Origin of the sequence: Micromonospora profundi (assembly GCF_011927785.1) — a bacterium.
In the GTDB taxonomy this organism is placed as follows: domain Bacteria; phylum Actinomycetota; class Actinomycetes; order Mycobacteriales; family Micromonosporaceae; genus Micromonospora; species Micromonospora profundi.
In genome coordinates, this window is sequence record NZ_JAATJK010000001.1 from 5,862,137 (window position 1) to 5,874,754 (window position 12,618).

The window sequence follows — 12,618 nt, forward strand, 5'->3', positions numbered from 1 at the left end:
GCAGGTGCCCGCAACGGGTGCCCCGATGAAGGGATCGACGCGAGATGACAAAGGTGACCGCACAGCTGTCGATGTCCCTGGACGGGTTCTACGCCGGCCCCCGCTTCGACGGCGACGGCGACTGGATGGAGTCGGCCGAGAGCGCAGCCTTCTTCCGCGTCACCCGGTGGGCGACAGAGGCGTCGGCGTGGCGCGAACGACAGGGTTTCGCCGGCGGCGAGCAGGACGTCAACTCCGAGGTGATCGCCGAGTCGTTCGGGGCCGCCGGGGCGTACGTGATGGGCCGGCGGTTGGCCGACGGAGGCGAGATCCCCTGGGGCGACGAGCCCCCGTTCCGCGCGCCGGTCTTCGTCGTCACCCACCGTCCGCGCCAGACCCTGCTGCGCGCGGGCGGCACCAGCTTCACCTACGTCACCGATGGCGTGGCCAGCGCCGTCGAGCAGGCACGCGCCGCAGCCGGCGGCAAGGACGTGGCCGTGGCCGGCGGCGGCAGCCTCGTACGGCAGGTACTCAAGGCCGGCCTGCTCGACGAGTTGGAGCTGCACGTCGTACCCGTCGTGGTCGGCACCGGCCTGCGGCTGTTCGACGCGGACCTCGACCTCGCCGACAAGGAGGCGATCGAACTGACGCCGACCCGCGTCATCCCCACGCCGCAGGTCACCCACATCCGGTACGCGGTGCGCGGCCGGGCCCCGCTCGTACTCGACGACCGGGGACGCGGCGGCGGGCCGACGGTGACGCAGTGACCCGCCGGTGATGCGGTGACCCGTCGGCGATGCGGTGACCCGTCGGCGATGCGGTGACCGTCGGCGATCGGGCTTCTAGAGGCGGGACAGCACGAGCATGCGATTGCCGTCGGGGTCCGTGACCCGGGCGGACCGCTCACCCCACGGCTGGTCGACGGGCGCCTCGGTGACGGTCGCGCCGCCGGTACGCAGTGCCTCCACGGCCGAGTCGCAGTCGTCGGCGTACACGCACAACTCCCAACGGCGCGAGAGCGCGGGGTCACCGGCGTGCGGGTCGGCTGCCAGGCCCAACTCGCTGCTGCCCAACCGGAGGGCCACGAACTCCGGCTCGCCGTCCTCGGGAAAACGATAGGTCAGCTCGAAGCCGACCACATCCCGGTAGAACGCGATCAGTCGTGGCAGGTCTGTCGTCGTCACGATGGGGAACGCCTCGGTGAACACGCGCGACCACCTCCTGACCGGACACTAACCGTACGAGCGGGGTTGCGTTGCTACCGTCGATGTCATGATCGACGGTCTGACGCGGACGTATCTCGAAGCGGCCGACGAGGCGCTGCCCGGCTATGTGCGAGGTCTTTACGTCGTCGGGTCCGCCGCGCTCGGCGCCTGGCAACCCGGTGTCAGTGACGTCGACACCGTGATCATGACGTCGCGTCCGGCAACGAGCGACGACCTTGCCCAGCTCGCGAAGGTCCATGCCGAGATGCCGCGATCACCCCATCTCGACGGGGTCTACCTGGAGCCCGCGCTGGTGAAGTCCTGGCCGAGCGACAGGCAGGTCCTGCCGTTCGTGGTCAACGGTGAGCTGCGAACCGACGAGCCCTGCGGCGAGCTCAGCCCAGTGCTGTGGCTGACCTTGCAGCGGTACGGCATTCCGGTTCGCGGCCCAGCCGTGACAGAGCTTGGAGTCCGGGTCGACCAGGAGCAGTTGCGCCGCTACAACCTCGACAACCTGCGCGATTACTGGCAGGCGATGGTCTCGACGTTTCCCTCGGAACCAACCGACGGGGAAACCGAGGCAGCCGTGGACGCCGAGATGGTGGTCTGGCTCGTGCTCGGGCCCGCGCGACTGCACTACACGCTCGCCCGTGGTGACATCATCTCGAAGGCCGCCGCCGGCGACTACCTGGCGCAACTGTTCCCCGAGTACGCCGGTCTAGCCCACCGGGCGGTCCGCTGGCGTTCGGGCGAGGCGGAGCAGTTCACGACCACAGACCTTGTTGCCGGAGGTAAGAGTGTCAACGCGGTCACCGAAGATGCCTGGCGTCGCTTTGCGGGCACGAGACTGCACTGATCTGACCAGAAAGGGGCGTGGGTCGAACGGCCACGCCCCGTCAACCCGGGCCGCACCGCTGGATGATTGTCGGGTGTGGAAACCTCCGGAGCCCGAGCCCGCGCTTGACCCGTTTCGTGGTGGTGGCCGTGCTCCGGCGTGGCGGCGAGGTGGCCGGCCATCTGGCGACGCAGGTGTCGACGTTCTGGTCGCCGCTGAGCTTCTCGCGCCGCCGTCAGTGGCACGTCTGGCACATCGTCGTGTGGACGGACGGGCACCGCGAGCCGTCCGACGAGGACTACCCGCCGTTGCCGATTCCCGGCCCCGACCAGCAGAAAGTCGCGGATCAGGAGAAGCCGGCAGAGCGGTCGGCAGGCGCTCGCCGAAATGTGGGGAGTCGGGGCGATCCTCGGGCCACCGAAGCCGCGGGCTGGCCACCGGCCGTCCCGGTGATGCCGCCCGGCGGTCACCCGATCCTCAGGCCCTGGTCCTCACCGCCGGCATACATCGGCCCGGACGCGCACGGCCGTGGGTCCACCGGCGGTTGTGGCCGGAGGTGACGTCTCGTCAAGCCGCCGCAACCTACGGAGGTACTGCCCTGCGTAGGGCCGTTGTGCATCGTCCACCGCCGGCGCTTGTGGGTCCGCGAACGCTTCGTAGTACGCAATCTCCGGCGAGTCGTGGTCGTGCTCGATCAACCGGCCGAGCGCTTGGGCGTCGTGAACCAGCGGCAACCTCTTCGCCACCTCTTCGAGGTCGCCGGAGGATACGTCAGAGCGCTGCGCCGCCGAAGCTCAGCTCGTTGCCGTCCGGGTCGTAGAAGTCTGCTTTGCGTACGCCGTTGGGGTACGTCTCCCGAGGCGCACTGATGTGCCCCTAGGAAGAGTTCAGCGAACCCGGATGCGGCCGGGATGACCGGGGCCAATGACACACCGCATGATCGTTGACCTTGGAACATCGAAGGCCCTGGCTGGGACTCGCGTCCTTGCCTGGGCCTTGATCGTGGAGCGGGTGACGGGAATCGAACCCGCACTGTCAGCTTGGGAAGCTGATGTTCTGCCATTGAACTACACCCGCGAGCGGCACCACTGTACCCGAGTCGCCCAGCCGGTGCACCCAGGCACCCCTGCGCGCCGGCCGGCGAGCCCGTCCTACAAGAAGTTTCCTCACGGCAACATATGGTCGTTCTCAAATGCATCGATGGGTTGTAACGTCAGCCACACGTTCTCAGCCCTGGCGTGACACACCCCCTGCCGCGCCGCCAGAAAGAGGTGGGCCCATGGGACCCCGTCCCAACCTGCTGACCCGGCGTGCCGCCGGTGTCGCATCGACAACCCTCGCGCTGCTGCTCAGCACCGCTGCGGTGGGTGTCGTTCCGGCCGCTTCGGCCTTCTCGGCGGCGCCCGACGGCGCCTGCGTGGAGCCGGCCGACAGCCACGCCGACGCCCGGATGAAGCCCGGTGGCGCGGCCAAGCACGACCCGAACGAGTTGACCGTCAACCAGGTCCGCGAGCGGGAAGCCGACATGGCTGCGGCGCTGCGGGAGCGCGCCAACTATCGGACAGGCGCTGGCGCTACGGCGCTGGCCACCGTCACCATCCCGGTGGTGGTGCACGTGATCCAGGAGAACACCACCCGCGCGGGCGGCAACATCCCGGACTCGATGATCACCTCGCAGATCAACGTCCTCAACCAGGCGTACGCCGGTGCGACGGGCGGCGCGGTCACCGCGTTCGCCTTCCGGCTCGACAGGATCAACCGGGTGACGAACCCGTCGTGGTACCCGATCGTGCAGGGCTCGTCGGCGGAGCGGTCGATGAAGTCCTCGCTGCGGACCGGCGGCAAGAACACGCTCAACATCTACCTCGGCGAGTTGAGCAACAACCTGCTGGGCTGGGCGACCTTCCCGCAGCGCAACCTGAGCAGCATGGACGGCGTGGTCGTGCTGAGCGAGTCGCTGCCGGGCGGCACCTCGACCAACTACAACCAGGGCGACACCGGCACCCACGAGGTGGGGCACTGGCTGAACCTCTACCACACCTTCCAGGGCGGCTGCGGCGGCTCGGGTGACAGCGTCAGCGACACCCCGGCCGAGGCTTCGCCGGCCTACCAGTGCCCGACCGGGCGGAACACCTGCTCGGCGACCGGGCTGGACCCGATCACCAACTTCATGGACTACACCTACGACTCGTGCATGTACCAGTTCACCCCGGGCCAGGCCAGCCGCATGCTGACCGCCTGGAACGCGTACCGCGCGGCGTAGCTCTCCCGCGTACACCTGGTGCCGGCTCCGCCACGACGGAGCCGGCACCAGCGTTTCTGGGCCGTGGTCAGGCGGCGGCCGTCGTGCACTTGACGTCGCGGCTGAGCCGGGTCGGGCGAGCCTGGGGTACGCCGAGCGGCGCGGCCGCCGGGGCTCGCGGGTCGAGCCAGACCCGAACGGCCGGACGGCTCGGCGGGAGACCAGGAATGCCGGTGATCTGGTGCTCACGGCGGGTCAGCATCGCCACGTCGACGGTGAACTCGAAGAGCCGCCAGTCGACCTGCGGCTCGGCTCGGGCGGTCTGCGCCAGCCGGGCCACCCGGGCCGGGTCGGTCACCGGCGAGGCGTGCCCCGCCACGTACGCCTCGTCGTCGCTCTCCTCCGGTGGGAACGAGTGCAGGGCGTAACGGCCGTCGCGTTCGAGATCGCGGCGCTTCGGCGAGTCGATGATGAAGCAGAACAGGCCCTCGTCGGTGATGACCGGGGACACCGGATGGACGCGGGGACCGCCGTCGGCGCGGACCGTGGCCAGATAGCCGAAGCCCGGCCCGTACTGCTGCAGGAGAACGCGGATCCCGTCGGCGAGGCGGGGCTCGTCGGCGGCAAAATCGGACCAGGAAGCCATGAGGGCATTCTATCGAACAAATGTACGAGAGGCGACCTCGACACGCTGGTCACCGGCTGCCTCGCTATGGTGGTCCGATGCTGCTCTCCGACCGCGACCTGGTCACCGAGATCAAGGCCGGCACGCTGGGCCTGGAGCCTTTCGAGCCCACTCTGGTTCAACCGTCCAGCATCGACGTAAGACTCGACAGGCTGTTCCGGGTCTTCAACAACCACCTCTACACGCACATCGATCCGGCCATGCAGCAGGACGACCTGACCTCGGTGGTCGAGGTGCCCGACGGCGAGCCGTTCGTGCTGCACCCGGGCGAGTTCGTACTTGCCTCGACGCTTGAGGTGATCTCCCTCGGCGAGCAGCTCGCCGGCCGTCTGGAGGGCAAGTCCAGCCTGGGCCGTCTCGGACTGCTCACCCACTCCACCGCCGGCTTCATCGACCCGGGTTTCTCCGGTCACGTGACGCTGGAGCTGTCAAACGTGGCGAACCTGCCGATCACCCTCTGGCCGGGCATGAAGATCGGGCAGCTGTGCATCTTCCGGCTCTCCTCGCCGGCCGAGCACCCGTACGGCTCGGTGGTCTACGGCTCGCGCTACCAGGGCCAGCGGGGGCCGACGCCGAGCCGCTCCTGGCAGAACTGGCGCGCCTGGCCGACCCGTTGAGCCGCTCGCCCGTTCGGTGTTAGTAAGGGGCCCCTTCTCTACACGAGGCGTTAGGAAGGGGCCCCTCCTTACACCTCAGCCGGGACGGCCGTAACTGTGGATCGGTCCGTCGTCGACCTTCTTCATCTTGACGGGTTGACCGGCCTGGGAGGCGTGCACCACCCAGCCGTCGCCGACGTACATGCCCACGTGATGGATGTCGCTGTAGTAGAAGACCAGGTCACCGGGGCGGAGGTCGGCGCGGCTGACGTCCTTCGTCACCCGGCTCTGCTGCGCGGCGTTGTGCGGCAGTGACACGCCGGCCTTGGCCCACGCGGCAAGCATCAGCCCCGAGCAGTCGTACGAGTTCGGGCCCTCGGCGCCCCACACGTAGGGCTTGCCGATCTGGGCGCAGGCGAACTTGACCGCCGTGCCCGCCCCGCCTCCGGGGTAGCTGGCCGGGCAGGGCGCCGGACGCAGCGGACCCCCGCCGCCGTTGCCGTACACCTTGAGGCGCAGCTTCTGTAGCTTGTCGATCTCAGCGTTGATCTGCTTCTTCTTCGCCGCGAGCTGAGCCTCGGTCAGGGTCAGCTCGGCGACCAACTCGTCCAGCGGCGCCTTCTGCCGGGCCAACTCGTCGCGCAGGTCGGCCACCTGCTTCACGTCCTGCTGCTGGTTGTGCGCGAAGCGGTCGAGCATTTCGAGCTGGCCGACCATCTCGCTTGGCGAGCGGCTGCCGAGCATCGCGTTGACGGTGGAGACGTTCTCACCCATGTACGCGCGGACGGCCAGGGCGCTGACCTTGTCCATGGCGGCGTCGACCTGGCGCTCCAGCGGGGCGATCCTGGCGGCCAGCGCGCTTGCCTGCTTACGCTTGGCGGCCAGCTCGGTGCGGGTGGAGTTGTGCCGTTCGATGATCGGTTCGAGCTTGTTCCAGTCGGCGTCGATCTGGCGTTCGATCTCGGCGACGGACGGGTCCGCGTGCGCGGCCGTGGCGCTGCCGGTCAGGACGACGGCGACGCCGACCATGGCGGCGAGAGCTGTGGTGAAGCGGGACCAGCGTTGACGCGGCACGATCGACAGGGGGTCGGCTGAGGCCGACCGCTCGGACGACGGCCGCGGGGCATGGAGTGCCACCGGGGTTCCGTACTCCTTCTTCCTGACCGCCTACCGGGTTAGCTGACGGGTTCGGGCGGGAAGTCGACGCCCTACCGCACGATCTGCGGATTCACCCCGAGGGAACCTGGGTCCCCGGCTCACTCGTCGAGCGACTCGGCGGTGCCGGTCCGTTACCGCCCGGGATGGGCAGACCTGCTACCGGGCCGACGATTGACCAGAGTAGAGATGACCGTTACCGATCCGCAACCCGTGCGGCAGTGACACTCCGTGGCGATTCTGCGGGGTCACGGACCGTGCGCGAAGGTTTTTTTCTGCCTGTATCCGAATATGGAAAGGTATTGACGGGAGCTCCTGGCCGGCGGGAGGGTGACCTCACAGTTACCCACGCAATCTAGGGGGTTCGATGCACCGTCCAACCCTGCCGTCCCGTCGGCGCACATTGCTGGTCACCGCCGTGGTCGCCGTGACCGTGGTGCCACTGCCCGCCGGTCCGGTCGCCGCCGCACCAACGGCCGACCGCCAGCAGCAGTACGCTGCCGCAGCGAGCGAGTACGGCGTACCGACCGACGTGCTGCTCGGCGTCTCCTATCTGGAGTCCCGTTGGGACAGCAACGCCGGCACGCCCAGCACCAGCGGCGGCTACGGCCCGATGCACCTGACCGACGCCCGGCACGTGACCGCCCTGCCCGGGCGCGGGCACCACGACACTGGCACCGAGGACCCGCGCGGCGACGACTCGCGTACCGCGCTGGCACCCCGCGAAGCCTCGGAGCCCGCGCCGCCCAGCGCCGCCCTGCAAACGGTCGACGCCGCCGCCGCGCTGACCGGCGTGGCCCCGGAGTCGCTGCGCACCGACCCGAACGCGAACATCCGGGGCGGGGCGGCGCTGCTGGCGTCGTACCAGCGGGAGCTTGGCGCACCGATCGGCACCGGCACCGACCCGGCTGCCTGGTACGGCGCGGTTGCCCGTTACGCCGGCGCGGACAGCGCCGACGCCGCGGCGGCCTTCGCCGACGAGGTCTTCACCACCATCGGCGCCGGCGAGTCCCGGGTGACCGACGACGGCCAGCGGGTCACGCTGCCGGCCCGCACGGTACGGCCGGATCGAACCTGGCTGGACCGGCTGGGCCTGCGCAAGCTCGCCCGCCCGGACGGGCTGGAGTGCCCCCGCACCATCTCCTGTGAGTGGATCCCGGCGCCGTACGAGGCGTTCGGCGACGGGGACTACGGCAACCACGACCTCTCCGACCGGCCCAAGCGGCAGAAGATCGAGTACATCGTCATCCACGACACCGAGGCGAGCTGGGCCACCACCCTGAAGCTCGTCCAAGATCCGACCTACGTGAGCTGGCACTACTCGCTGCGCTCGGTGGACGGGCACATCGCCCAGCACGTCAAGACCAAGGACGTCGCCTGGCACGCCGGCAACTGGTACGTCAACGCCAAGTCGATCGGGCTCGAACACGAGGGCTTCGCGGCGCAGGGCACCTGGTACACCGAGGCGATGTACCGGACGTCCGCGAAGCTCGTCCGGCACCTCGCGCTGCGACTCGGCATCCCGCTGGACCGTCAGCACATCATCGGCCACGACAACGTGCCCGGCACCACCGCGGCGACAGTGCGCGGGATGCACTGGGACCCGGGCCCGTACTGGGACTGGACGCACTACTTCGACCTGCTGCACGCGCCGCGACTCGACACCGGCACCCCGGCCACCGGCCTGGTCCGGATCGACCCGGACTACGCCACCAACAGGCCGGCGTTCGTCGGCTGCGTCACGCCAGGCGTTCCGTGCCCGTCGCGCGGTTCGTCGTCGGTGGTGCTGCGCTCCGCGCCGTCGGCCGACGCGCCGCTTGTCAACGACATCGCGCTGCGCCCCGACGGCACCCCGAACACGATGGAGGTGTCCGACCACGGCGCCCGGGCCTCCGCCGGCCAGACGTACGCGCTGGCCGGTCGGCAGGGCGACTGGACGGCCATCTGGTACCTCGGGCAACGGGCCTGGTTCCACAACCCGGCCTCCGCACCCACCGCCACCTGGACCGTGGGGATGGTGGTCACCCCCAAGCCCGGCCGCGCCACCATTCCGGTGTACGGGCGGGCGTACCCGGAGCAGGCCGCCTACCCCGCCGGCGTGCCCTACCAGGCGATCTCGCCGTTGCAGTACACATTGGCCGCCGGCCAGCGGTACGCCGTCGGCGCGGTGCTGCCCGGCGAGTACTACCGGGCCAGCACCTTCGACGGCTCGTCACCCGGCGACTGGACGGTGATCCGCGGCGACAACAGGTACGTGCAGATCCAGTTCGGCCACCGCATCATGTACGTAAACCTGGCCGACGTGCAGGTGCTGCCGTCCCCGGTGGGCGCACCCCGCTGACCCACTGACGAAGATGGCGACGGCCCCCGGTCGGTGACCGGGGGCCGTCGTCGTACGTGCTGTGGGATCAGGGTCTGCGGAACCCGGCCACAGGCATGTGGTTGATGCTTGCCACCTGCACCGGTTTACCGGCGCGTGGGGCGTGCACCATCTGGTCGTTGCCCAGATAGAGGCCGACATGGTGCAGGTCGCTGAAGAAGAAGACCAGGTCACCGGGGCGGGCGTCGGCCCGCGAGATGGCTTTGCCCTCGTTCCACTGGTTGCCGGTGTGGTGGGTGAGGCTGACCCCGGCCGCCTTGTACGCGTACTGGGTCAGACCCGAGCAGTCGAACGAGTTCGGGCCGGTGGCACCCCAGACGTACGGCTTGCCGATCTTGCCGCAGGCCGTCTTGATCGCGATACGGGCCTTCTCGCTGACCACACCGTTGATGGTCGGGCAGCCCGCGGTCTTGACAGTGGTCTTCGGCAGCGACGCCTCGAGCTTCTTGATCTCGGCGTCGATCTGCTTCTTCTTGGCCGCCAGGTCGTTCTGCTGCTTGGTCTGGGTGGCGATCAGCGCGTCGAGCTTCTCTTTCTCGCCGTCGTACTTGGCCCGGACGGCCAGCACGCCCTCGACCTCCTTGCGCTCCCGCGCGGCGAGCCGGTCGAGGATGGTGAGCTGCTCGGTGAGCGTGTCCGGCTTGGCGCTGATCAGCAGCGCGCCGATCTCCTGCGACGGGCCCGACATGTAGTAGCGGGAGGCGAGGTCACCGACCCGGTTGAGCGCCAGCTCACTCTGCAGGGCCAGGGGCTCGATCTTCTTCTGGAGGTCGGCCGACTTCTTGCGGTTGACCTTCAGCTGCGCCCGCACCTTGTTGTACTGCTCGATTGTGGGCTCCAACTGCTCCCACTTCTTGTCGATCTGCGCCTCGATCTCGTCGACAGTGGGCTCGGCCTGCGCCGGGGCGGCGAGCATGCCGGCACCGACGGCCGCCGCGGCGACCAGCACGAGCAGACGACGGGCGACCCGGCGTAGACCGCCCGGTCGAACGGGCGACCCCGGGGCGTGACGATGAGGGGGCATGGTTGCCACCGGCATCGACTCCTTTGCAACCGACCGTCGGGCGCCTCGCGTGAGGGAAGGGCCGAGGCAGACGACCCACAGCGGTCGGTGCCCAACATTAGGGAAGCGCCGGACCGGAATCAAGGCGGGCCTCGTCACCATCACTGTCGCGCAACCACTTGCACACCAAGGGTATTGCTTCATTGGCCAACGATTGCAGTCAATACGTCGTCGAGCGTGACCACGCCGAGCGGGCGCCGGCCGTCGCTGACCAGCACCATGTGCCGCCGTTCGCGGCGCATGGCCAGCAGCAGATCAGCAAGCGTACGCTCCGGCGGCACCACGGCCAGCGGCCGGTACACCTCCGCCGGCACCGCCGCCCGGCGCCCCTGCCCGGCGTACCCGAGGACGTCCTTGACGTGCACGAAGCCCAGCACACGGCGGGTTGAGCGCTGCACCACGGGAAACCGGGAGCGGCCGGTCCGGGTCGCCAGCACCTCCAACGACGCGGGCGACACGTCCTCGGCCACCGTCACCACCGTCGACCATGGCTGCAACGCGTCCGCAGCGGTCCGTGAGTGCAAGGCCAGGGCACCGGTGATCCGGGCGTGCTCCTCGGCGTCGAGCAACCCTTCGGTACGCGCCTGCGACACCAGCCCGGCCAACTCCTCGGCGGTGAACACCGTCTTCACGGCCTCGCTCGCCTCGATCCGCCAGAGCGCCAACACCTGGCGGGCCGCCCACTTCATCGCCAGCAGCAGCGGCTTGGTGGCCACACAGAACGCCAGCATCGCCGGGCCGAGCCACAGCGCTGACACCTCCGGGCCGGCCAGCGTGATGTTCTTCGGCACCATCTCGCCGACCACCGTGTGCAGGAAGACCACGAGGCCCAGCGCCAGCACGAACGCCACCGGGTGCACCGCCCGCTCGGGCATCCCGACGGCCTGCAACGGCGACTCCAGCAGGTGCGCCAACGCCGGCTCCGCTATCGCGCCGAGACCCAGTGAGCAGACAGTGATGCCGAGCTGCGCGCCAGCGATCATCAGCGGGATCTGGTTCATCGCGGACAACGCCAAGCGAGCCCGCTTCGACCCGACGGCCAACGGCTCGATCACCGTCCGCCGGGACGCGATGAGCGCGAACTCGCTGCCCACGAAGAACCCGTTGCCGACCAGCAGCAGCACTGTCACCAGCAGCTCAGCCATCGTTCTCCGGCTCCGCCGGGCGCAACACCCGGACCTGCTCGATCCGGTGTCGCTCCACCTCCACCACCGTGAACTCCCAGCCGCCCTCGGCGATCGTCTCGCCGGCCAACGGGATGTGCCCGAGCCGGGCCAGCAGGAACCCGGCCAACGTCTCGTACGGGCCCTCAGGCAGCCGGAAGCCCGTCTGTTCGGCCAGCTCGTCGGAGCGCAGCACGCCGTCGACGAGCACAGTGCGCTCCCCACCCGGCACGGTCAGCCGTACCGGACCGGGCTCGTCCACACTGGCCGGATCGAACTCGTCGGCGATCTCACCGACCAGCTCCTCGACCAGGTCCTCGATCGTCACCACACCGTCGGTGCCGCCGTACTCGTCGACGACGATGGCCAGGTCGGCCCCGGCGGCCTTCAACGCCGCGAGCACGCCGTCCAGGTCCAGGCTCTCCGGCACGAACACCGGCTCACGGGCCACCGACCCGACAGCTGTCGACGCCCGGGCCGACAGCGGTACGCCCAGGGCGTCCGGCACACCCGCTACGCCGATGACGAGGTCAAGCGTCTCCTCGTACACCGGGAAGCGGGTCCGTCCGGTCCGCCGTGACTCCTCCAGCAGCTCGGCGACCGTAGCTGTGGCGCGCAACGCGACCACGTCGACCCGAGGGGTCATCGCCTCGGCGGCCCGCTTGTCGCCGAAGCGGATGGTCCGGCGCAGCAGCATCGCCGTGTCCGGCGGCAGCGCGCCCGCCCGGGCCGAGATGGCGGCCAGCAGACCCAGTTCCTCCGGAGAACGGGCACTCGCCAACTCCTCCTGCGGCTCGACCCCGAGCGCCCGGACCAGCCCGTTCGCCGAGCCGTTCAGGCTGCGGATCAACCACCCGAAGGCCCGGGAGAAGGCGTGCATCGGCCCGGCGGTGGCCAGCGCCGCCGGCATCGGACGGGCCAGCGCCGCGTTCTTGGGCACCAACTCGCCGAACAGCATGGAGATGAGCGTGGCAAGGGCAAGAGCGAGGTAAGGGGTGAATCGCTCGGTGCTGTCACCGGCGACGGGACGCAGCAACGGAGTGAAGATCCGGGCCAGGGCCGGCTCGGCCAGGTAGCCGGTCAGCAGCGCGGTGATGGTGATTCCGAGCTGCGCGCCGGACAGCTGGAACGACAGCTCACGCAGCGCGACGCGTACCGTCCGGGCCGCCTCGTCACCAGCGGCGGCCCGCCGGTCGATCTCGGCCCGATCGACGGTGACCAGGGCGAACTCGGCCGCCACGAAGAACGCGTTGCCGACGGTCAGCAGCACGAAACCGATAAGCGGCAGCAGCGCTAGAACAAGAAGTCCGTCGAT

General features: G+C 69.5%; 12 protein-coding genes, 1 tRNA gene and 1 riboswitch. Of the genes, 6 read left to right on the forward strand and 7 right to left on the reverse strand.

Going from position 1 to position 12,618, the window contains the following annotated elements:
• Window positions 1–44 precede the first annotated feature (44 nt).
• Window positions 45–746: a dihydrofolate reductase family protein gene (locus F4558_RS26140; RefSeq protein WP_167946356.1), complete on the forward strand. Its 702-nt coding sequence runs from the start codon at window positions 45–47 to the stop codon at window positions 744–746.
• 75 nt (window positions 747–821) lie between these two features.
• On the opposite strand, the gene F4558_RS26145 is transcribed toward F4558_RS26140, so the two are convergent.
• On the reverse strand, window positions 822–1,187 hold the full coding sequence (locus F4558_RS26145; RefSeq protein WP_053651845.1) for a VOC family protein: 366 nt from the start codon (window positions 1,185–1,187) through the stop codon (window positions 822–824).
• Between the two features lie 64 nt (window positions 1,188–1,251).
• Here F4558_RS26145 and F4558_RS26150 point away from each other — a divergent pair, with 64 nt between their 5' ends.
• Together F4558_RS26150 and F4558_RS26155 are read left to right on the forward strand one after the other, a co-directional pair.
• On the forward strand, window positions 1,252–2,040 hold the full coding sequence (locus tag F4558_RS26150; protein WP_167946358.1) for a nucleotidyltransferase domain-containing protein: 789 nt from the start codon (window positions 1,252–1,254) through the stop codon (window positions 2,038–2,040).
• A 104-nt stretch (window positions 2,041–2,144) separates the two neighbouring features.
• Window positions 2,145–2,579 (forward strand): hypothetical protein, encoded by a 435-nt coding sequence (locus tag F4558_RS26155; protein ID WP_167946360.1) that lies wholly within the window; start codon window positions 2,145–2,147, stop codon window positions 2,577–2,579.
• Between the two features lie 443 nt (window positions 2,580–3,022).
• On the opposite strand, the gene F4558_RS26165 is transcribed toward F4558_RS26155, so the two are convergent.
• Window positions 3,023–3,096: transfer RNA gene (locus F4558_RS26165), tRNA-Gly, on the reverse strand.
• A gap of 202 nt (window positions 3,097–3,298) precedes the next feature.
• On the opposite strand from F4558_RS26165, the gene F4558_RS26170 reads away from it, so the two are divergent.
• Window positions 3,299–4,282 carry a zinc metalloprotease gene (locus F4558_RS26170; protein WP_167946362.1) on the forward strand — a complete coding sequence of 328 codons (984 nt, stop codon included), beginning with the start codon at window positions 3,299–3,301 and terminating at the stop codon, window positions 4,280–4,282.
• Between the two features lie 67 nt (window positions 4,283–4,349).
• Here F4558_RS26170 and F4558_RS26175 read toward each other — a convergent pair whose 3' ends face one another.
• Window positions 4,350–4,907: a pyridoxamine 5'-phosphate oxidase family protein gene (locus tag F4558_RS26175; RefSeq protein WP_053651832.1), complete on the reverse strand. Its 558-nt coding sequence runs from the start codon at window positions 4,905–4,907 to the stop codon at window positions 4,350–4,352.
• Between the two features lie 77 nt (window positions 4,908–4,984).
• Here F4558_RS26175 and dcd point away from each other — a divergent pair, with 77 nt between their 5' ends.
• Entirely contained in the window at window positions 4,985–5,563 is a 579-nt protein-coding gene (gene dcd, locus F4558_RS26180) for a dCTP deaminase (protein WP_053651830.1), read from the forward strand.
• Window positions 5,564–5,638: 75 nt separating this feature from the next.
• Here the strand turns inward: dcd and F4558_RS26185 are convergent, their stop codons facing one another.
• Complete coding sequence (locus F4558_RS26185) at window positions 5,639–6,679, reverse strand: C40 family peptidase (RefSeq protein WP_053651828.1); 1,041 nt, start codon at window positions 6,677–6,679, stop codon at window positions 5,639–5,641.
• A 13-nt stretch (window positions 6,680–6,692) separates the two neighbouring features.
• Window positions 6,693–6,830, reverse strand: a riboswitch (cyclic di-AMP (ydaO/yuaA leader).
• 234 nt (window positions 6,831–7,064) lie between these two features.
• Between F4558_RS26185 and F4558_RS26190 the strand changes: the two genes are divergently transcribed.
• Window positions 7,065–9,038 (forward strand): N-acetylmuramoyl-L-alanine amidase, encoded by a 1,974-nt coding sequence (locus tag F4558_RS26190; RefSeq protein WP_053651826.1) that lies wholly within the window; start codon window positions 7,065–7,067, stop codon window positions 9,036–9,038.
• A 67-nt stretch (window positions 9,039–9,105) separates the two neighbouring features.
• On the opposite strand, the gene F4558_RS26195 is transcribed toward F4558_RS26190, so the two are convergent.
• The 3 genes from F4558_RS26195 to F4558_RS26205 all read right to left on the reverse strand — a co-directional run bounded on the left by F4558_RS26195 (window position 9,106) and on the right by F4558_RS26205 (window position 12,591).
• Entirely contained in the window at window positions 9,106–10,116 is a 1,011-nt protein-coding gene (locus F4558_RS26195) for a C40 family peptidase (RefSeq protein WP_053651824.1), read from the reverse strand.
• Between the two features lie 164 nt (window positions 10,117–10,280).
• Window positions 10,281–11,285: a hemolysin family protein gene (locus F4558_RS26200; RefSeq protein WP_167946364.1), complete on the reverse strand. Its 1,005-nt coding sequence runs from the start codon at window positions 11,283–11,285 to the stop codon at window positions 10,281–10,283.
• The gene (locus F4558_RS26205) at window positions 11,278–12,591 is read right to left on the reverse strand and encodes a hemolysin family protein (protein ID WP_167947669.1); all 1,314 of its coding nucleotides are present in this window, start codon (window positions 12,589–12,591) and stop codon (window positions 11,278–11,280) included. Before F4558_RS26205 ends, F4558_RS26200 begins: the two co-directional genes overlap by 8 nt.
• Window positions 12,592–12,618: the final 27 nt, after the last annotated feature.